At 72.0% G+C, this 19053-nt stretch carries 18 protein-coding genes and 2 tRNA genes; 7 read left to right on the top strand and 13 right to left on the bottom strand.

What is annotated here, in order from left to right:
• Positions 1-60: 60 nt before the first annotated feature.
• Positions 61-133 (bottom strand) — tRNA-Gln (locus tag BS75_RS24245).
• A gap of 21 nt (positions 134-154) precedes the next feature.
• Entirely contained in the window at positions 155-1054 is a 900-nt protein-coding gene (locus BS75_RS24240) for a helix-turn-helix domain-containing protein (protein WP_042440054.1), read from the bottom strand.
• Positions 1055-1336: 282 nt separating this feature from the next.
• On the opposite strand from BS75_RS24240, the gene BS75_RS24235 reads away from it, so the two are divergent.
• Complete coding sequence (locus tag BS75_RS24235; RefSeq protein WP_034089750.1) at positions 1337-2317, top strand: acyl-CoA desaturase; 981 nt, start codon at positions 1337-1339, stop codon at positions 2315-2317.
• Positions 2318-2324: 7 nt separating this feature from the next.
• Positions 2325-3038 carry a TetR/AcrR family transcriptional regulator gene (locus tag BS75_RS24230; protein ID WP_052069664.1) on the top strand — a complete coding sequence of 238 codons (714 nt, stop codon included), beginning with the start codon at positions 2325-2327 and terminating at the stop codon, positions 3036-3038.
• On the opposite strand, the gene BS75_RS24225 is transcribed toward BS75_RS24230, so the two are convergent.
• Positions 3035-3457, bottom strand: a complete 423-nt coding sequence (locus tag BS75_RS24225) for a VOC family protein (RefSeq protein WP_042440049.1) — start codon at positions 3455-3457, stop codon at positions 3035-3037. The two genes, BS75_RS24230 and BS75_RS24225, sit on opposite strands and share 4 nt — an antisense overlap.
• A gap of 175 nt (positions 3458-3632) precedes the next feature.
• Positions 3633-4412 carry a methyltransferase domain-containing protein gene (locus tag BS75_RS24220; protein WP_034089748.1) on the bottom strand — a complete coding sequence of 260 codons (780 nt, stop codon included), beginning with the start codon at positions 4410-4412 and terminating at the stop codon, positions 3633-3635.
• Positions 4413-4589: 177 nt separating this feature from the next.
• Here BS75_RS24220 and BS75_RS24215 point away from each other — a divergent pair, with 177 nt between their 5' ends.
• The 4 genes from BS75_RS24215 to BS75_RS48500 all read left to right on the top strand — a co-directional run bounded on the left by BS75_RS24215 (position 4590) and on the right by BS75_RS48500 (position 9115).
• On the top strand, positions 4590-5087 hold the full coding sequence (locus BS75_RS24215) for a MarR family winged helix-turn-helix transcriptional regulator (protein ID WP_034089747.1): 498 nt from the start codon (positions 4590-4592) through the stop codon (positions 5085-5087).
• A 250-nt stretch (positions 5088-5337) separates the two neighbouring features.
• The gene (locus tag BS75_RS24210) at positions 5338-6246 is read left to right on the top strand and encodes an SGNH/GDSL hydrolase family protein (RefSeq protein WP_052069663.1); all 909 of its coding nucleotides are present in this window, start codon (positions 5338-5340) and stop codon (positions 6244-6246) included.
• 152 nt (positions 6247-6398) lie between these two features.
• Positions 6399-8150: a phosphatidylglycerol lysyltransferase domain-containing protein gene (locus tag BS75_RS24205; protein ID WP_034089746.1), complete on the top strand. Its 1752-nt coding sequence runs from the start codon at positions 6399-6401 to the stop codon at positions 8148-8150.
• 143 nt (positions 8151-8293) lie between these two features.
• Entirely contained in the window at positions 8294-9115 is an 822-nt protein-coding gene (locus BS75_RS48500; RefSeq protein WP_052069662.1) for a hypothetical protein, read from the top strand.
• Positions 9116-9140: 25 nt separating this feature from the next.
• Here the strand turns inward: BS75_RS48500 and BS75_RS24195 are convergent, their stop codons facing one another.
• The 5 genes from BS75_RS24195 to BS75_RS24175 form a co-directional block, all read right to left on the bottom strand.
• The gene (locus BS75_RS24195; protein WP_408022599.1) at positions 9141-10070 is read right to left on the bottom strand and encodes a LuxR C-terminal-related transcriptional regulator; all 930 of its coding nucleotides are present in this window, start codon (positions 10068-10070) and stop codon (positions 9141-9143) included.
• Between the two features lie 293 nt (positions 10071-10363).
• Positions 10364-11515, bottom strand: a complete 1152-nt coding sequence (galK, locus tag BS75_RS24190; protein ID WP_231607883.1) for a galactokinase — start codon at positions 11513-11515, stop codon at positions 10364-10366.
• A 99-nt stretch (positions 11516-11614) separates the two neighbouring features.
• Positions 11615-12580 (bottom strand): UDP-glucose 4-epimerase GalE, encoded by a 966-nt coding sequence (gene galE, locus BS75_RS24185; RefSeq protein ID WP_034089743.1) that lies wholly within the window; start codon positions 12578-12580, stop codon positions 11615-11617.
• Positions 12577-13719 carry a galactose-1-phosphate uridylyltransferase gene (galT, locus tag BS75_RS24180; RefSeq protein ID WP_034089742.1) on the bottom strand — a complete coding sequence of 381 codons (1143 nt, stop codon included), beginning with the start codon at positions 13717-13719 and terminating at the stop codon, positions 12577-12579. The genes galE and galT overlap by 4 nt, the downstream gene beginning before the upstream one ends.
• A gap of 334 nt (positions 13720-14053) precedes the next feature.
• Positions 14054-14722: a response regulator transcription factor gene (locus BS75_RS24175; protein WP_034089741.1), complete on the bottom strand. Its 669-nt coding sequence runs from the start codon at positions 14720-14722 to the stop codon at positions 14054-14056.
• A gap of 152 nt (positions 14723-14874) precedes the next feature.
• On the opposite strand from BS75_RS24175, the gene BS75_RS24170 reads away from it, so the two are divergent.
• Complete coding sequence (locus tag BS75_RS24170) at positions 14875-15525, top strand: nucleoside/nucleotide kinase family protein (RefSeq protein ID WP_034093683.1); 651 nt, start codon at positions 14875-14877, stop codon at positions 15523-15525.
• A gap of 103 nt (positions 15526-15628) precedes the next feature.
• Here the strand turns inward: BS75_RS24170 and BS75_RS24165 are convergent.
• The 4 genes from BS75_RS24165 to BS75_RS24150 form a co-directional block, all read right to left on the bottom strand.
• Positions 15629-15701 (bottom strand) — tRNA-Thr (locus BS75_RS24165).
• Between the two features lie 22 nt (positions 15702-15723).
• Complete coding sequence (locus BS75_RS24160) at positions 15724-17142, bottom strand: MFS transporter (RefSeq protein ID WP_081982552.1); 1419 nt, start codon at positions 17140-17142, stop codon at positions 15724-15726.
• Positions 17143-17146: 4 nt separating this feature from the next.
• A complete protein-coding gene (locus tag BS75_RS44735) occupies positions 17147-18727 on the bottom strand; it encodes an alpha/beta hydrolase (RefSeq protein WP_052440104.1) in 1581 nt (526 codons plus the stop codon).
• Complete coding sequence (locus BS75_RS24150) at positions 18724-19050, bottom strand: type VII secretion target (protein WP_034089740.1); 327 nt, start codon at positions 19048-19050, stop codon at positions 18724-18726. The genes BS75_RS44735 and BS75_RS24150 overlap by 4 nt, the downstream gene beginning before the upstream one ends.
• Positions 19051-19053: the final 3 nt, after the last annotated feature.

Here is a 19053-nt window from a genome sequence, read left to right as displayed (position 1 = left end):
CCGAACGAGCCGCGGGGTCAGGTCTCGAACCGACACTGACCCCTGCCAGAAGGCATAGAGCTCCGCTGCCAGGATTTGAACCTGGACTAAGGGGACCAAAACCCCGTGTGCTGCCAAGTTACACCACAGCGGAATTACAGCTACAAAGCGGACATCAAGGACTTCCTGTCGGCCCGCTACGTGCCTGCGTGCCTCCTACTATGCCGTACCACCAGCCCTCAATGCGACGGTACAGATCAGCTCCGCCGAGCACCTTAATCACCAGGCAGCCCGTGTACTGGGCCGAGGTATTGAGCCTTCGGGTCTTCGGATTGTGCTTCTTGAGGCTCGGACGCTGGAGATCGGCCACCGGCACTCCCACGAGATCGACCCAGAACCGCTCCGCCGTCGCCACATCGGCCGACTCGTGGATCGACAACCGGAAGCGCAGCGCCGAGCGGTCGACGCCGAGCAGGTCCAGCCAGGCCAGGTAGACCCGGACCAGCCCCGGATCGCTGTTGATCAGCGTGACGCACTCCCTGCGCGAGTACGGCTTGTCCTTGGCCCCCTCGGACCAGTAGAGCGCCACCCCGATCAGGAACAGCTCACGCTCGGACATCCGGCCGACCTCCGCCGTCGCCCCTTCCTTCACCGCCTGCCGCTCCAGTTCTCGCTGCTCGCGCCGAGGCGCCCAGTACTCCCGCTCCATGTACTCCTGCCGGTCCCCCGGTGGCTTGCGGCGCGGAGGCCGGGGAAGATCACGGACCCAGAGCGAGACCGAGCTCCGCGACACCCCCAGCGCCTCCTGGATCTGGTCGTAGGTCTTGCCCTCCGCCCGCAGCGCGCGGGCCTTCGCGCGCAGGTCGTCCTTGGCGTTGGGGCGCCTGGTCCACTCGGGTGGGGGCTCGTTGCGGAGGAAGCGGTTGAGCTTGTCGTTGTTCCAGAGCTTGAGCTCGTCACGGATCTGACGTCGGCTCAAGCCGGCCCGGCGCAGCGCGATGGCCTGTTCGCGGAGCTGCGCTTCGGTGTCCTCGGGGGTGGTGGGCGTGGGCCGGGGCGGGAGGTGAGTGGTCATGGGGCCACTCTTCCTGTGAGTTCCCTGTGAGATCGGGAGAACCAATCCCGATCACACGATCGAGTGAATCCGGCCACGGTGCGGAACATCGGACCGGCCCGACGACTCATGTCCTCGTGTCGGTCACGCCACCGTCGCGCGGCGGTTTCGTCCTCGCCACGCCCGGGGGCGATTGAGCGCCGTCGTGGCCGGGCAATCAACCTACGATGCCGTAGGTTACGGACCCGTAGGGACGTGCCCGACTTTCCCTTCTCCCCTTCTCACCTGCCGAGGTTGTGCGAGATGACCAGTCCATCGTCCGAAGAGCCGGTCGCTGCGGCGACTGCCGTGCTTCCGCCGCGACGTCCCGATTCGGTTCCTTCGGCGACGCGGGGCGGTGAGACCAAGGGATTCGCGGAGCAGTTCGCGCTGGGCTCGTTCATCCTGGTGCCGTTCCTGGCGCTGCTGGCCGCCGTGCCGGTGGCCTGGGGCTGGGGGCTGGGCTGGCACGATGTCGTGATCATGGTGGTGATGTACTTCACCGCCTGCCACGGGGTCACCGTCGGCTTCCACCGCTTCTTCACCCATGGGTCCTTCAAGGCGAACCGCGCGCTGAAGATCGCGCTGGCGGTGGCCGGGAGTCTGGCGATCGAGGGCCCGGTGGTGCGCTGGGTGGCCGACCACCGCCGGCACCACAAGTTCTCCGACAAGGAGGGTGATCCGCACTCGCCGTGGCGCTACGGGGAGACGGTGCCGGCCCTGCTGAAGGGCCTGTACTGGGCGCACCTCGGCTGGCTGTTCGACGAGGAGCAGACTCCGCAGCAGACCTACGCACCGGACCTGGTGCAGGACCGGGACGTGTCCTGGGTGTCGCGGCAGTTCGGGCTGTTCACGGTGGTCTCGCTGCTGATCCCGCCGTTGGTGGGCGGGCTGTGGGGCTGGTCGTGGCAGGGGGCGGCGACGGCGTTCTTCTGGGGCTCGCTGGTGCGGGTGTCGCTGCTGCACCACGTGACCTGGGCGATCAACTCGATCTGCCATGCCACGGGGCGGCGGCCGTTCAAGTCGCGGGACCGGTCGGGCAATGTGGCCTGGCTGGCGGTGCTCTCCTGCGGGGAGTCCTGGCACAACCTGCACCACTCGGATCCCACCTCGGCCCGGCACGGGGTGCTGCGTGGGCAGGTGGATTCGTCGGCGCGGCTGATCCGCTGGTTCGAGCTGGCGGGGTGGGCCCGGGACGTCCGCTGGCCGAGCCCGGAGCGGGTTGCGGCGCGGCGGGCGGCATGATGGTCCTGTGAGTGACAGCAGCGGTGGTTCAGGGGATGCAGGCGTTCCAGCGGTCCCCGCGAAGGCGGCCCGTGCGCGCAGGGCCCCGGCTGCGGGCGGGCGGGCTGCCCGTGTGCGGATGAGCGGGAAGCAGCGGCGTGAGCAGCTGTTGGACGTGGGGCGGGCGCTTTTCGCGGAGCGGGGGTACGAGGCGACGTCGGTGGAGGAGATCGCGGCGAAGGCCGGGGTGTCGAAGCCGGTGGTGTACGAGCACTTCGGGGGGAAGGAGGGGCTGTACGCGGTGGTGGTGGACCGCGAGATGCAGCTGCTGATGGACATGGTCACGGGGTCGTTGACCGGGGGGCATCCGCGGGAGTTGTGCGAGGAGGCGGCCTTCGCGCTGCTGGACTACATCGAGACGTCGACGGACGGCTTCCGGATCCTGGTGCGGGATTCGCCGGTGGCGCAGTCGACGGGGACCTTCGCTTCGTTGATCAACGACATTGCGACGCAGGTCGAGGACATCCTGGGGCACGAGTTCAAGTCGCGTGGGTACGACGCGAAGCTGGCGCCGATGTATGCGCAGATGCTGGTGGGGATGGTCGCGCTGACCGGTCAGTGGTGGCTCGATGTGCGGAAGCCGAAGAAGGCCGAGGTGGTGGCGCATCTGGTGAATCTGGCCTGGCACGGTCTGGAGGGGATGGAGCGGCGGCCGCAGTTGGTGGGTCGTCGGAAGAACTAGTCCTGGGCGGGGGCGCCGGGCTGGTCGGGGGTGGCGGGGGTGGCGGCGGGGGTCGCTGCGGGGTGGGGTTCGAGGAATTCGATGCGGTTGCCGACCGGGTCGTGCGAGTAGAAGCGGTCGTGTCCGGGGAGGTTGTCGTCCCAGGTGACGGCTGCGCCGAGCTCGGCGATACGGGCGGCGTAGGCGTGGATGCCCTGGATCCGGAGTGCGGGGTGGGCCTTGCGGGCGGGGATGAAGGGGTCCTCGACGCCGATGTGGATCTGGACGGTCCCGCTCTGGAACCAGCAGCCGCCGCGGGCGGCGAGGACGGGGGGCTTGGGGATCTCGGTGAGGCCGAGGATGTCCGCGTAGTAGGCACGGAGGAGGTCCTCGCTGCCGGGCGGTGCGGCGAGCTGGACGTGGTCGAGGGCGATGATCATGTTCTGCACTCCTGTACATGGCGGGTGCGGGCGGGCGTCCGACGGCCGCGCCCGATGGCGATGACCGGCTGCGCGGGCTCAGTGCCGCGCGGGGTCACTGCTGCGCGGGCTCAGTGCTGCGCGGGATCACTGCTGCGCGGACTCACTGCTGCGCGGACTCACTGCTTCACCACGATCACTGCTTCACGGCGATGACGAAGATACGGCGGTAGGGCAGCACGGTGCCGTGCGGGGTGGCCGGGTAGGCGTGGTCGAGCAGCTCGCCGTACTCGGCGAGGAAGGCCGCGCGCTCCTCCGGGTCGGGGAGGGCGTCGAGGGCGGGGCGCAGCCCGGTGCCGAGCATCCAGTCGAGGACGGGGCCGCCGGGGGTGTCGTGCGGTCCGGTGAGGACCTGCAGGTAGGTGGTCTCCCAGGCGTCGACGGTGCAGTGGAGGTCGGCGAGGCGGTGGAGGTACTCGGCGGGTTCGAGGACGCCGGGGCGCTCGGTGTCGGCGAGGCGGCCGGCCCAGCGGGGGGTGTTCCTGAGGTCGGCGAGGAGGGTGTGGGTCGGGGAGCCGAAGTTCCCGGGGACCTGGAAGGCGAAGGTGCCGCCGGCCGGGAGGGCGTCGATCCAGCGGGGGAAGAGCTCGGCGTGGTCGGGGACCCACTGGAGCGCGGCATTGGAGAGCAGCAGGTCGGTGTCGGGTCGGTGGGTGGCGATGTCGCCGAGGGTGAACCGGATGCCGGGGTGGTCGTGGCGGGCGCGTTCGACCATGGCGGTGGAGTTGTCGACGCCGGTGATGGTGGCGTCGGGCCAGCGGTCGGTGAGGGTGGCAGTGGTGTTGCCGGGTCCGCAGCCGAGGTCGGTCACGCGTCGGGGGGTGGTGGGGATGCGGTTGACGAGGTCGTGGAAGGGGCGGCTGCGGTGGTCGGCGTGACGGAGGTACTGGGCGGGGTCCCAGGTGGTGCTGGTCATGGTCTGCTCCGCAAGGTCGTGCTGCTGGTCGGCTGCTGGTCCGGTGCGATCGGGATGTGCCTCGGGGCGGGGCCGCCCCCCGAGATATCTCGACATCAAGATACTTCGAGTCTGCCCACAGCAGTTTCTTGATGTCAAGAGACTTCACATCGACACATCCACCACTACACTGATGCCATGGAGGACGAGGTCGACCGATTGGTCAGCGCGTGGCGCCGCGAGCGCCCGGACCTCGACGTGGAACCGCTCGAGGTACTCAGCCGCATCAGCCGCTTGGCGCGCCATCTGGACCGGGCCCGTCGGACCGCCTTCGCGGAGCACAGCCTGGAGCCCTGGGAGTTCGACGTGCTGACCGCGCTGCGCCGGGCCGGCTCCCCCTACCAGCTCTCCCCGGGCCAGCTGCTGACGCAGACCCTGGTGACCTCGGGCACGATGACCAACCGGATCGACCGACTGGCCGGCAAGGACTTGGTCCAGCGGCTGCCCGACCCGGGCGACCGACGGGGCGTGCTGGTGCGGCTCACCGAGTCCGGACGGGATCGCGCGGACGAGGCCCTGGCCGGGCTACTGGCCCACGAACGGGCACTGCTCGCGGAGTTGTCGACGACTCAGCGCGCGGACCTGGCGGGCCTGCTGCGGCAGCTGGTCGCGCCCTTCGACAACGTTCCCGAGTAGGGCTCTTGACGCGGTGCCCGCAGGGGTTCACTCTGTAATCACATCTGGTTAGGAAACTTTCCTAATAAGGATTCGCGCAGTAGTCGTGCCCTGCGCGCCGGCTGCGCCCCCTGTCGTCCTGGCCCCAGGGGGCGCACCGGCATCAGGCTTTACCGGCACGGGTATTGCCAAAGGCTACTGACGAGTTGCCATACTCCGGGGGACCGGGACCCGTATCCGAACGCGGCGTCCCACCAAGGGGGTCCCACCTGTGCTCAGCACATCCAGCCTCGCCCGCGGTCTCACCGGCGTCGCCGCCGCAGCACTGGCCGCAGCAGCTCTGACCGGCGCGGCAGCCCCGACCGCCGCACACGCCGCCGCCCAGCCCGCCCACCACCGGCCCGGCGGACACCAGCCGGACTACTACGTGTCGCTGGGCGACTCACTTGCGGCGGGGTACCAGCCGAATGTGGGGGGCAACACCAACGAGTCCTACACCGACCAGCTGTACGCCCGGCTGAAGAAGCACGATCCGAACCTGGTGCACATCAAGCTCGGCTGCAGCGGCGAGACCACCCAGACGATGATCAACGGCGGGATCTGCAGCTACCCCGGGGCCGACTCGCAGCTGGCTGCGGCGGTCGGCTTCCTGAAGGCCCATCAGGGCTCGGTCAAGTACGTGACCCTGGACATCGGCGCCAACGACATCGACGGCTGTGTGCAGGGGGGCACCCTGGACATGACCTGCGCCGAGGAGGGCATCGCCACGGTCGGCGCCGAGCTCCCGCAGATCACCGAGGCCCTGGCGGCGGCCGGCGGCCGCACGCCGGCCTATGTCGGGATGAACTACTACGACCCGTTCCTCGCGGCATGGCTGGGCGGCCCGACCAAGCAGCCGCTGGCGAAGGCGTCGGTGGCGCTGTCCACCGTCTTCAACGCGACCGTGCAGGCCGGTCTGAAGGCCGGCGGCTTCCGACTGGCCGACGTGTCGCGGACGTTCGCGACCGACGACTTCGTCCGGCAGGCGGTGGTGCCCGGGATCGGCAAGCTGCCGATCAACGTGGCGCACATCTGCGAGTGGACCTGGGAGTGCACCCCGTACCAGAACATCCACGCCAACACCCTCGGCTACGCCGTGATCGCCAATGTCTTCGAGCGGGTCCTGGAGAACCGCCGCTGAGACGCTCCGCCGCGCTCCACCGGTCGCCCGGTCGGCCGTAGCGCCGAGCCCGCCCCCGCCGTTCGGGGGCGGGCTCTCCGTTTTTCGGGGGACATCAATCAGAAAAGGGTATGCAACGATAAAGATCCTTATCATTCGGGACGAGGAGGGCCATGTCGCTCGAAACCGGTACGAAGCGGATGGACGCCTGGCGTTCCCGCGCTGCCGTGACAGCGGTCTGGTACATGCGGGTCGCCGCCGTGCTCAACCTCCTGGGGGCGGTGTCGGCGCCCTTCCGCGGCCAGGTCGCCCGGCACAACACCGGCGACTACTTCACCCCGTACCTGCTCACCGCGGGCTTCACCTCCGGCGCGCTGGCCCTGTTCATGGCCGTGATGCTGCGCCGCCGCAAGCGCGCCGCGTGGCTGTTCAACGTGGTGCTGGTCTGCCTGTACGCGGCCGTGGTGGTGCTGCTGATGGCCTTCTTCCCGGAGGTCAGGCACCACTGGTTCAACTGGATCTCGATGGCCTTCACCCTGCTGCTGCTGGCGGCGCTGCTGGTCGGCCGGCGCGAGTTCCACGCCAGGGGCGACCGCTCCAACCCGGGGCTGGCCCTGGCCGCGCTGGTCGGCGGCGGTGCGGTGGGGGTGCTGATCGGCACGGCGCTGGTCTCGGCCACCAATACCGCCACCGGCTCCACCCTCTGGGGCCGCACCTCGTACACCCTGCTGCGGGTCTACACCCTGGCGCCCACGGACGACCGGAACCGGGGCATCCTGCCGCCGCGCTGGGTGGACGTCGCGATCAACGTGATGAGTGTGCTGATCTTCCTGCTGGTGCTCTACGCGCTGTTCCGCGCCCCCAAGGGCAAGGAGTACCTGGCGCCCGCGGACGAGGCCCGGCTGCGCGAGCTGCTGGAGCGGCACGGCGAACGGGACTCGCTCGGCTACTTCGCGCTGCGCCGGGACAAGTCGGTGGTGTTCTCGCCCTCGGGCAAGGCCGCGGTCACCTACCGGGTCGTCGGCGGGGTGTCCCTGGCCTCCGGCGACCCGATCGGGGACGTCGAGGCCTGGCCGGGGGCGATCGAGCTCTGGCGGGAGCAGGCGCAGCGGCAGGCCTGGGTGCCGGCGGTGATGGGCGCCAGCGAGGAGGGCGGCACCGTCTACGCCCGGCACGGACTGAACGCGCTGGAGCTGGGCGACGAGGCGATCATCGAGATTCCGGAGTTCACCCTGGAGGGCCGGGCGATGCGCGGGGTCCGCCAGGCCCACAAGAAGGTCGGCCGGGCCGGCTACACGGTCCGGGTGCGCCGCCACGCGGACATCCCGGACGCCGAGATGGACACCCTGCTCCAGCGGGCCGACCACTGGCGAGACGGGGAGACCGAACGCGGCTTCTCCATGGCGCTGGGGCGGCTCGGCGACCCCGACGACGGCCAGTGCGTGATGCTGGAGTGCCACGACGGCGAGGGCGAGCTGCGCGCCCTGCTGAGCTTCGTGCCCTGGGGCCGGGACGGACTGTCGCTGGACCTGATGCGCCGCGACCGGGACTCCGACAACGGTCTGCTGGAGTTCATGGTCATCGAGTTGATCGGGCAGTCCGACACCGTCGGCATCGTCCGGGTGTCGCTGAACTTCGCGATGTTCCGCTCCGTGTTCGAGCGCGGGTCCAAGCTGGGCGCGGGGCCGGTGCTCCGGGTGTGGCGCTCGGTGCTGATGTTCTTCTCCCGCTGGTGGCAGATCGAGTCCCTCTATCGGGCCAACGCCAAGTACCGGCCGATCTGGGAGCCCCGCTACCTGTTGTTCGAGCGCAGCAGCGACCTCCCCCGGATCGGCCTGGCCTCGGCCCGGGCCGAGGGCTTCCTCAGCGCGCCGAGCCTGCCGAGCCTGTTCAAGCGGCGGCACAGCCGCGCGGTCGCACCCTGAGCGCCTGAGCGCACCTGAGCACCCCGAGCACCCTCACCTGTCCCACATTGTCCGGTTTTGCTATATATATGAGAGTGGCTGGCTTGCGCTGAAGCAGACCCCGGTGATCCGTCGTCCCGTCTGTCCGGAACGGAGCAGCGACCATGACCTCCCTCCCCCGCGACATCCGTTCGGCCACCTCCGCCGGCGCTCCGGCGGCCGCCTTCCGGCGGGCCCTGCGGCGCGCGCGTTCGGGGCTGCTGGCGTGGGCCGAGGCCGAGTGGGGTCCGCTGTTCCGGACCGTGCGCAGGCAGCTGGCGGTGCACGGTCCGGCGGCGATCCCGATGACCCTGGTGGCCACGGCCGCGGTGCTGGTCTTCCAGCTGCTGCAGCACACGGCTGCGGGAGCTGCGGCGGTGGAGCGGATCGGCGTGGTCCAGGCGTCGCTGCCGCTGGGGCTGGAGCTGCTGCGGACGCCGCTGTCGCTGTTCGTCCCGGCTCCGGATCTGCCGGTGTGGGGGGCGGCGGCCCAGGTCTTCCTGGTCTTCGGGATCGCGGAGACGGCAATCGGGCGCTGGCGGACACTGTCGGTGGCGTACCTGGGGTCGCTGGCCGGCACGCTGTACGCCCGGAGCGCGGTCCGGCTGGGGTCCGGGCATCTCTTCGGGCTGCCGTTCGACGACGCGTTCCTGCGGGACACCGGCCCGTCGGCGGCGGTGGTGGCGGTCGCGGTCTGCGTGGCGTGGCGGTACCGGGCCTGGGTGACCGGTGCGGCGGTGGTGGTGGGGATGGCGGCCGAGCAGGCGATGCTGCCGAACATGGCGGGGGCCGAGCATCTGACCGCGATCCTGTGCGCGCTGGCGGTGACCGGCTACAGCCGGCTGGTGGAGCGCCGGGTGGGCCGGACGGCGGACGCGCTGCGGAGCGCCTGGTCGGTGGGGCCGGAGGCGGAGAAGGTCCGCCGGATCGCCCGGGCGGCGGTCTGAGCGGCCGTTCCGGGGCTGCGCCGCGCTACTGCGGCCCCTCGGTCGAGGGCCCGATGCCGGCCCGGCGGGCCACGGCGACGGCGGCGAGGGTCGAGTGGACGTTCAGTTTGCCGAGGACGTTCTGCATATGGGTGCGGACGGTGTGCGGGGAGAGGTAGAGCCGGTCGGCGACGGCCTGCCGGCCGAGCCCGGCCACCATGCAGCGGAGGACCTGCTTCTCGCGCGGGGTGAGCGACTCGACCAGCCGTTCGCTCTCGGTGCGGTCGCGGCGCGCGGCGGTCAGCTCCCGGACCACGCCGGTGAGCAGCAGCGGCGGGATGTGGGTCTCGTCCCGGAGGACGCCGCGGACGATGGCGGTGAGCCGGCCGAGCGAGCTCTCCTTGGCGACCCAGCCGCTGGCACCGGCCTGGAGCGCGCGGACGGTCCGGCGGGGGTCGTCGTCGGTGGCGAGGACGACGGCGCGCAGGTCGGGGTGGGCGGCGCGGGCCCGGCCGACAAGCGCGATGCCGTCGGGTGCGCCTGCGCTGCGTCCGGGGGCGGGGGTCTGGCCCTCCGGGCGCTGGCCGGGGATCCGGGGGCGGTTCGGGACGGTCGCGGGCGCCGCGACGGGCGGGGCGATCCGGGCGCCGGTGCCGGACCGGCGCTGGGCGGGGAGCGGGACACTGGCCCGCGGGCCGAAGCCGGGCTGGAGCGGCGTACCGGGGTGGCCGGTGGAGTGACCGGAGGGGTGGCCGCCTGCGGGCCCAGGGCCGGCGGAGCCGTTCTGGGCCGGGAGGTTGGCCGCACCGGGGCCCTGGAGCTGGCCGGGCTGCGGGCGGGAGTCGCCCGGCGGCACGGGACCGCCCGGGGCGAGGTCGGCGTCGACGAGCAGCACCTGGTAGGGACGGTTCTCGGCGACGGCGCGGTCGAGGGCGCGTTCGGCCGCGTGTGTGCTTCCGGCCGCCGACACCTCTATGTCGGGCTCGGCGGCGAGGGCGGTTGCGAGCGCCTCGGCGAAAATGCGATGCCCGTCGGCCACCAGGACCCGGATACGCCCCACAGCTCTCCCCTTAGTCCGGCAACCGGCCCCCCGCCGTTGCCGTTCTTCAGGGTAGAGCCACCAGGGCATTCTCAGCAGGTGAAGCGCGGGACCGGCCAGGGGCGGCCGGATGCGCCGCACGGCGCGCGGAGACGGCGTGTGCGGTACGCGCGGGTGTGCGGCAGCCCGCGGAAGCCCGTCGGCGGGTGGTCCCCGCCGACGGGTTCGGCTCAGGCGAGTCGGCGGGCGCCGGCGGAGGGGACGGCGGCGAAGGACCGGGGCCGCTGCCAGCCCTGTTCGACGAACGCGTCCGCGACCTCGGCGGCGATCCGGTCCGCGTCCGCCTGCTCGGCGAGCACGATGACCGAGCCGCCGAAGCCGCCGCCGGTCATCCGCGCACCCAGCGCACCGGCTGCGTTCGCGGTCGCCACGACCAGGTCGGTCTCGGCGCAGGACACCGCGAAGTCGTCCCGCAGCGAGGCGTGCCCGGCCGTCAGGACCGGTCCGATCTGCCGGGTCCGGCCGGCGTCGAGGAGGGCGACGACCTCCTCGACCCGGGCGTTCTCGGTCACCACGTGGCGGGTGAGTGCGCGCAGACCGGGTTCTGGGAGCTGCGCCAGGGCCGCGTCCAGGCCGCTGAGCGGCAGGTCGCGGAGGGCGGGCAGCCCCAGCAGACCGGCGGCGCGCTCGCAGCCGGCCCGGCGTTCGGCGTAGGCGCCGTCCGCGAGGTCGTGCTTGACCTGGGTGTCGACGACCAGCAGCACCAGGCCCTCGGCGGCGAGGTCCAGCGGGACCTGGCGGGAGCTGAGGTCACGGGTGTCGAGGAACAGGGCGGCGCCCTCGACGCAGCAGCTCGACGCCATCTGGTCCATGACCCCGCAGGGGACGCCGACGAAGTCGTTCTCGGCGCGCTGGGCGAGCAGCGCGATCTGCTGGTGCGTCAGCCCCAGCCCGTACAGGTCGTTCCAGGCCAGCGCCACCGCGCATTCCAGCGCGGCGGAGGAGGACAGGCCCGCGCCCACCGGAACGTCGCTGTCCAGGTGGACGTCCCCGCCGGCGACGGCGTGGCCGGCCTCGCGGAGCGCCCAGACCACGGCGGCGGGGTAGGCGGCCCAGCCCTGCACCGACCCCGGGGCCAGGTCGGCGACGACCACCTCGGCGACCCGGTCGGCCCAACTGCTGTGGAGTCGCAGGATCCCGTCGTCGCGACGGGACACGGCCACCCGGGCGGCGTGCGGCAGGGCCAGCGGCAGCACGAATCCGTCGTTGTAGTCGGTGTGCTCGCCGATCAGGTTCACCCGTCCGGGTGACTGCCAGACGCCGTCGGGGTCGGTGCCGTAGAGGGTGGTGAATCCCTTGCTCACGGCTTCGAGTTGGGTCACTGCTGCTCCGATTCCTGCGCCCGCGGCTGGGGCTGGGACTAGGGCTGGGCCTGGGGCTGGCGCTGCTGCCGAGCCGGTACGGCCCGGTGGACTGCCGGCTCAGCGCGCTTCTTGCTGTGCCAGGGCGAAGGCCCAGGCGTCGGCGACGATGCTGTCGAGGTCGGTGCGGCTCGGCTGCCAGCCGAGGGCAGTACGGGCGCGCTGGGCGGAGGCGACCAGGACGGCGGGGTCGCCGGGCCGCCGCTCGGCGGTGACGGCGGGGATCTCCCGGCCGGTGACCCGGCGCACGGCGTCGATGATCTGGCGGACGGAGAAGCCGGTGCCGTTGCCGAGGTTGCAGATCAGGTGCTCCCCGGGCCGGGCGGCGGCGACCGCGAGCAGGTGGGCCTCGGCCAGGTCGGCGACGTGGATGTAGTCGCGGATGCAGGTGCCGTCGGGCGTGGGGTAGTCGTCCCCGTAGACGGAGATGTGCGGGCGCTGCCCGAGGGCGGCCTGCAGCACCAGCGGGATGAGGTGCGACTCGGGGTCGTGGCGCTCGCCCTGGACGCCGTAGGCCCCGGCGACGTTGAAGTAGCGCAGCGACACCGCCGCGAGCCCGTGGGCCGCCGCCTCGCTGGTGATCATGTGGTCGACCGCGAGCTTGGTGGCACCGTAGGGGTTGGTCGGCGCGGTGCGGGCGCTCTCCTCGATCGGAGTGACCTCCGGCTCCCCGTACACGGCGGCGGTGGAGGAGAACACCAGCCTGCGGACGCCCGCCTTGCGCATCGCGGCCAGCAGTTCGAGCGAGCCGGCGACGTTGTTGCGCCAGTACTTCTCGGGGTCCGCGACGGACTCGCCGACCTGGGAACTGGCGGCGAAGTGCAGGACCCCGTCGAAGGAGCCGTCGAGCACATCGGCCGCGTCCTGGATCCGCCCCTGTACGAACTCGGCGCCGACCGGCACCGAGACGCGGTGGCCGGTGGACAGGTCGTCGAGGACGACGACCTCGTGGCTGGCCTCGACGAGGTGCGCGCCGACGACCCCGCCGACATAGCCGGCGCCACCGGTGACCAGGTACTTGCTCATGGGGAGACCTCTCGTAGCCGCTGCGCCGCCGTCTCCGGCGACACGTCGTTGATGAACACGTCCATGCCGGATTCGGAGCCCGCCAGGAACTTGAGCTTGCCCACGGTACGACGAATGGTGAAGAGCTCCATGTGCAGTGCCAGCTCGCTGCCGCTTCCGGGGGCCGAACCGACCGGGCTCTGGTGCCAGGCCGCGATGTACGGGGTCCGGTTGCCGGGGGTGTCGAAGAGCAGGTCGAACCGGCGCAGCAGGTCCAGGTAGACGGTGCAGAACTCGGCGCGCTCGGCGTCGTTGAGGGCGAGCAGGTCGCCGACGCGGCGGTTGGGGTAGAGGTGGACCTCGTACGGCCAGTGGGCCGCGTGGGGCACGAAGGCGGTCCAGTGCTCCCCCGCGATGACCACGCGGTCGCCCGGCGTGCCCTGGGTCGCGCGCTCGGCGGCGAGCAGGTCGTCGAAGAGGTTGCGGCCGGTGCGCCGGCGGTGCGCGGCGGCGGCGGCGAGCATCCGCTCGGTGCGCGGGGTGACGAAGGGGTAGGCGTAGATCTGGCCGTGCGGGTGACCGAGGGTGACGCCGATCTCCGCGCCGCGATTCTCAAAACAGAACACCTGCTCGACGCCGGGCAGGGCGGAGAGCTCGGCGGTGCGGTCGGTCCAGGCGTCCAGGACCAGGCCGACCTGCTGGGGCGTCAGGTCGGCGAAGGACGCGTCGTGGTTCGAGGTGAAGCAGACCACCTCGCAGCGCCCGACCCCCGGCCTGGTCAGGGCGAGGCCGTCGGCGCCGAGGCGCTCGGACCCGCCCGGCAGGACGGTCGAGGCGGTCGCCGCGGCCGCGGCCATGGTCAGCGAGGGGAATCGGTTCTCGAAGACCGCCACGTCGTAGTCGGCCGCCGGAATCTCACTGAGCCGCCCGTCCCGCGAGGGACAGAGGGGGCACTCGTTCGCCGGGGGGTGGTAGATCCGCCCCTGCCGGTGCGAGGCGATGACCACCCACTCGTCGAGCAGCGGGTCGTAGCGGATCTCCGAGGCGGTGGTGGTCGCCTCCAGGGGACGCAGATCGGGGGCGTCCCGCACGACGTCGTCACGCGCGTCGAAATACATCAACTCGCGTCCGTCGGCCAGGCGGGTGCTGGTCTTCTTCACTCGTGGCTCCACCTTCACACCTACTCGAACCGCATGCCAACACATTCAAACACAAGTGCTCACTTCTCAACAGATGTGGGCGGCTGCATTCTGTGCGGGGCAGGCGCGAGCAACCGGCGGCGGACGGGCAACCGACCGGCGGTACGGCGAGCGACGGCGTGGTGAGCGACGGCGTGGGGTGAGCCGGCAGGGGGCGGATCGCGTCCCAGTGCGGTGCCCGGGTGGCGCATGCGGCTGCGGATACGGGTGCGGCATGCGGGTGGCGCGTCCGGGTCGGGCGCGCGGCACGGCGTCGTCCGTACGGGCCGGCCGCGCCCGGGGCGGCGGCCCGCTCTCACATGTTGTCGGTCAGCTCCAGCAGACCGGTGCGGGCGGCGAGCGCGGCGGCTTCGAGGCGGGTGCGGGCGCCGAGCTTCATCAGGACGCGCTGGACGTGGGTGCGGGCCGTACTGGGGGCGATGGCCATGCCCTCGGCGATGGCTCGGGTGTCCTCGCCCTCGGCGATCCGCTTCAGCACCTGGACCTCACGTCGGGTCAGCAGACGCAGCAGGCGGACCGCCTCGTCGTCGGGCTCGGCCACCGGGCGCAGCAGGTGCTCGAACACCTGCTGGAGCAGATCCGGGGCGACCGCGGCCTCGCCGGAGCGGACCCGGGTGAGGGCGCGTTCGACGACTTCGATCCGCTCGTCCTGGCGGACGTATCCGGCCGCGCCGGCGGCGAAGGCCGCGGCGACCCCGGAGAGGTGGGTGACATTGCCCATGACCACGACCGAGACCTCGGGTCGCTCACGGCGGATGCGGCGCACCACGTCGAAGACGGTGGGGTCCTCCGGGTGGGCGACGCCGAGCAGGCACACTTCGGGTCGGCGGTTCACCACCAGGTCGGCGGCGACGCCCACCGGCGTGCCGACGGCCAGGACTCGGTGGCCGCGTAACTGCAGGGCTGCGGCCAATGCCTCGGCCAGCAACCGGTGGTCGTCCATCACCACGAGACGTACGCCCACGGTGCCCCCTCTCGCCGGGCCGTCTCCGGCTGTGACGCACCATCACAACGCATACCGTGCACCGGCCGCCACTGTTCCGCGCTGCCCGTCTGAATTACTTGGAGCGGACAGGGTCCACCCCGGGGCCCCGGAAGGCTGGGAGCATGCCGTCCATGGACGTTTTCGACTCGCTGGTGTCCGACGTCGCCCGGTTGCTCGACCGTCCCGGGCGACGTCTGCTCGGGCTGTGCGGACCCCCGGCCGCCGGGAAGTCCACGCTCGCCCGAGCATGTGTGGACGAAATCAACCTACGCCTCGGCACTGACACTGCCGCCTATCTGCCGCTGGACGGCTTCCATCTGTCCGAAATCCAGCTGGAACGCCTCGGCCTGACGCACCGCAAGGGATCGCCGCCCAGCTTCGACGTGCACGGGTACGTGGCACTGCTGAACCGGCTGATCGGTGAGCCGCTGCCGAGCCACCCGGTCTACCTGCCGGACTACGACCGGATGCTGCACGAACCGGTCGCGGCGCGGCACGTGGTGGCCCCGGGGGTACGGCTGGTGGTGACCGAGGGCAACTACCTGGCCCTGGACGCGCCGGGCTGGCGGGAGGCCGCGGCGCTGCTCGACGAGCTCTGGTACGTCGACGCTCCGGACGAGCTGCGTGAAACGCGACTGCGGGAGCGCCACTCCGGCAACGGCTCCTCGACGGAACGAACGCGCCGCCGGATCGAGGTCAACGACCGGCCCAACGGGGAGCTGATCAAGGCCTCGCGCGGGCGCGCCGGACGGATCGTCGTACTGGTGCCTCCGACCGGCTGAGCCCGACTGGGCTCGGACAGGCTCGGATGGGCTCGGGCCCGGGCCTGGACCCGGAACGCCGCAGGCCCCCCGCCCAGTGGGCGGGGGGCCTGCGGTCCTGTTGAGCCCCCATGCGGAATCGAACCGCAGACCTTCTCCTTACCATGGAGACGCTCTACCGACTGAGCTATAGGGGCGAACGAGGAAGACAATACCTGGTCACCGCCCCGAATACGAAATCGCGTCGGGTGCGGCCCCGAGCAGCCCGTCCGGAACGCTGTTGATCGCCAGGGCACGCAGGCAGAGCAGCGAGACACAGCACATCGCGGCCAGGTACCAGGACACCGCGAAGGAGCCGAAACTCGCGGTCAGCCGGGTCGCCAGCAGCGGTGCGACGGCTCCGCCGACGAGCGAGCCGAGGTTGTAGGTGAGGGACGCCCCGGAACAGCGCACGGCGGCCGGGAAGAGTTCGGGCAGGAAGGCGGGCGCGGGTCCGAGCAGCAGACCGAGGGAGGCCATCGCCCCGACGAGGCCGAGCAGCATCAGCGGGCTGCTGCCGGTGTCCAGCAGCGGGATCAGCAGCGGTGACCACGCCAGTGCGGCGACAACACCCCATCGGATGACGCGTCGGCGCCCGTGACGGTCGGAGAGCAGCGCGCCGACGAAGGATGCGCCTCCGAGCACGAAGTTGGCGATGAGCAGCAGGACCAGCATCCGGGTGCTGGGGATGTGGAGGTCGCGGGTGGCGTGGGACAGGGCCCAGGTCGTGGTGGTGTAGAAGAACATGGACCCGGCCATCACCGTGCCCGCGCCGAGCAGCAGCGGCCGGGTGTGCACGCGCAGCACGGTGCTGAGCGGACCGACTTCGGCAGCACGACCGGCACCGGCTTCGACGTCGTTTCCGGCGGTGGCTTCAGCACTGACTGCGACGGTGCCTTCAACGGTGGTGGATACGGCGGCGGGGGGCGCGGTCGCAGCGGCGTCGGCGGCCGCCGCCAGCGCGAGGAAGGCCGGGGACTCCTGCACCCGGATCCGGGCGACGAGACCGAAGGCGACGAGACCGGTCGAGGCGAGGAACGGCAGCCGCCAGCCCCATGCCTCGAAGTCGGCCGGGGGCAGCTTCGCGGACAGGACCAGGAAGAATCCGGTGGCGAGCGCGAAGCCCAGACAGGGGCCGAGGTGGATGAAGGCTCCGTAGCGGCCGCGTCGGCCCGGCGGTGCGTGTTCGGTGGCGAAGAGCGAGGCCCCGCCGAACTCGCCGCCGAGGCCGACGCCCTGGAGGAAGCGCAGGCAGGTGAGGGCCACCGGCGACCAGGCCCCCCAGTCCGCGTAGCCGGGAAGCAGTCCGACGGCGGCCGTGGACAGGCCCATGAGCAGCAGCGCGAAGATCAGCACGGGCTTGCGTCCGAGCCGGTCGCCGAGGCGTCCGAAGAAGGCGGCTCCGGTGGGGCGGCCGATGAAGCCGACGGCGTAGACGGAGAAGGCGGCGAGGAGTCCGCCGACCGGGGTCAGGTGGGGGAAGAAGGTACGACCGAAGACGAGGGCGGCGGCAGTGCCGTAGATGAAGAAGTCGTAGTACTCGGTGGTGGTGCCGATGACCACGGCCGAAAGAACACGAAACGGAGAATTTCCTGACATGTCGTCATTCTTTCGCCTGCGGGTGGTCCAGGGCGATCGCACGGACGGGTGACTCCGCAGCCGACACGGGTGCCCCGGCGCTGCCGGTGACGATGCGTGCGACGGCAGCGAGAGAGCGGCTGCCCGGGTCGAGATAGTGGGAGTGCGCGGAGGCCATGCCGCCCGTGTCGGGGCCGTCGTCGACGGGGAAGCGGCGGGCGCCGAAACCGGGGTCGACGGGGTTCCGGCCGAACCAGGTCTCCCGCCCGGGGTCGGTGAGGCGCAGCACCGTGGGCAGCACCCCGGGCAGGGAGCCGAGCAGCGAGCCCGCCACCCGGCGTCGGGAAGGCAGCCGGGCCACCGGGTCGTCCGGGGCCGCGCCGACCCAGACGTGGCCGGGCGGCACCTGCAGGTCGGAGGCGTGCCCCACGCCCGTACCGGGGCTGCCGACGAGAACCACCTCGTCGGCGCCGGCGGCCTGGGCGGCGGCCCGGCCGACGAGGAGCGAGCCGTAGCTGTGACCGAGTGCGGTGATGTGCGGCGGCCGGCCGTCGTGGCTGGCACGCAGCCCGGCCAGGAACCGGTTGTAGCCGGCAGCACCGGCGGCGGCACGGCCGTCCGACAGCGCGTCCCGAGCGGCGAGCGGAGGGTCGTAGCCGAGCCAGACCACGGAGGCCGCACGCGAGCCCGCAGCCTGGCGGACGGCGAGCGCCCGGTCCGCGTCCTTGCCCGCGACGTCGGCGACGCGGGTGCCCATCCCGGGAACGTAGGCACTGATGTGGTCGGCGCTGTCGGGGTCGCCGAAGGAGAGCACGGCACGCCCCTGTCCCTCGGTCCCGATGGCGAGCAGCAGCAGCGGACCGCCGGCGGTCGGGCCACGCTCCAGTCGGTCGCGAACGGCCAGCAGGCCGTCCCGGCGTCCGCTGTCCTCGGCATCGTCGATCAGCCGGTCCAGCAGTCGCCGGTTGGCCAGGTCACGGGCGGCGCAGGGAACGCCGTCGAGACTGCCGACCAGCACGGGCTGTTCCTGGACGAGCAACTGCCGTTCACCGGCGTCCAGGCCCTCCCACCAGTCGTGAACCTGCCTCGGACTGCTGCCTGCGGGCGGCAGTCGGGCGGCGGCGAGCGCCGTGGCACGGTCGAGCGCGGTCCGGGCCGTGGCCGGATCCAGAGCGCTGCCGTCCCGGGCCTCCCGCGTGGCCGGTGACAACCGGTCAGCCGTCCGCCGGTCGGCCGCCTGCGCGGCGTCCAGCGCCGCCGCGCAGGCGGCCCGGGCGGCGGCCGGGCCTGCAGCCGGGTCGGCAGCGTTCAGGGCCGCCCGGGCAGCCGTCCTGACCGGCACCAGTTCCTCCGCCGCCAGGCCCAGCAACGTCGCCAACGAGCGGAGCTCGTCCCTTGCCGCCTCCAGCCGCAGGTGCCGACCGCCGAGGTCCAACGCCGCAAGCAGCGCGACCCGACCCTCCCAGGCCGCACCGCTGGACCGGCGTGCGCCCACCAGGAGCTCGGCCTGCTCCCCGAGCCGGTCGGACAGCGCGCCGGCGGCAGCCCCGGCCGCAAACAGCTGCTCCACCGGGGCGGCGGCCACCTGACGGACCGTGGGCGTCATCGTCCCCACCCCGCCCGTGGCAGCTCGCGAAGCCCGTCCACCGCCCGCTGCTCGGCCTCGCGGTAGTTACCTGCGGTCTCCCGCAGCCGCCGGGCCCGATCCTCGAACTCCGCTGCCAGCGCCGACAGCCGCTCGACCCACGCCGCGCGGCACCGTTCCAACGCTGCGCCGCTCTCCCATCCGCCCAACGCCTCGACCGCGTCGGCCAGCCCGCCCGCGCCGACGGCCAGCGCGGCGGTGATCCCCTCCGCCGCCTCCCCCAGCACCCGGGCCTCGCCCTCCAGCGCCTCCGGCCGAACAGCCAGCCCCTCACCCGACCCCATAGC

It is taken from the genome of Streptacidiphilus albus JL83 (assembly GCF_000744705.1).
Classification (GTDB): Bacteria; Actinomycetota; Actinomycetes; order Streptomycetales; family Streptomycetaceae; genus Streptacidiphilus; species Streptacidiphilus albus.
This window is presented reverse-complemented; position numbering and strand designations above follow the sequence as displayed.

Bases quoted from the DNA above. Each gene is read 5' to 3' on its own strand.
- BS75_RS24240 (WP_042440054.1), bottom strand. From the start codon at position 1,054: ATGACCACTCACCTCCCGCCCCGGCCCACGCCCACCACCCCCGAGGAC.
- BS75_RS24235 (WP_034089750.1), top strand. From the start codon at position 1,337: ATGACCAGTCCATCGTCCGAAGAGCCGGTCGCTGCGGCGACTGCCGTG.
- BS75_RS24225 (WP_042440049.1), bottom strand. From the start codon at position 3,457: ATGATCATCGCCCTCGACCACGTCCAGCTCGCCGCACCGCCCGGCAGC.
- BS75_RS24220 (WP_034089748.1), bottom strand. From the start codon at position 4,412: ATGACCAGCACCACCTGGGACCCCGCCCAGTACCTCCGTCACGCCGAC.
- BS75_RS24215 (WP_034089747.1), top strand. From the start codon at position 4,590: ATGGAGGACGAGGTCGACCGATTGGTCAGCGCGTGGCGCCGCGAGCGC.
- BS75_RS24205 (WP_034089746.1), top strand. From the start codon at position 6,399: ATGTCGCTCGAAACCGGTACGAAGCGGATGGACGCCTGGCGTTCCCGC.
- BS75_RS48500 (WP_052069662.1), top strand. From the start codon at position 8,294: ATGACCTCCCTCCCCCGCGACATCCGTTCGGCCACCTCCGCCGGCGCT.
- galE (WP_034089743.1), bottom strand. From the start codon at position 12,580: ATGAGCAAGTACCTGGTCACCGGTGGCGCCGGCTATGTCGGCGGGGTC.
- BS75_RS24170 (WP_034093683.1), top strand. From the start codon at position 14,875: ATGGACGTTTTCGACTCGCTGGTGTCCGACGTCGCCCGGTTGCTCGAC.
- BS75_RS24160 (WP_081982552.1), bottom strand. From the start codon at position 17,142: ATGTCAGGAAATTCTCCGTTTCGTGTTCTTTCGGCCGTGGTCATCGGC.
- BS75_RS44735 (WP_052440104.1), bottom strand. From the start codon at position 18,727: ATGACGCCCACGGTCCGTCAGGTGGCCGCCGCCCCGGTGGAGCAGCTG.
- BS75_RS24150 (WP_034089740.1), bottom strand. From the start codon at position 19,050: ATGGGGTCGGGTGAGGGGCTGGCTGTTCGGCCGGAGGCGCTGGAGGGC.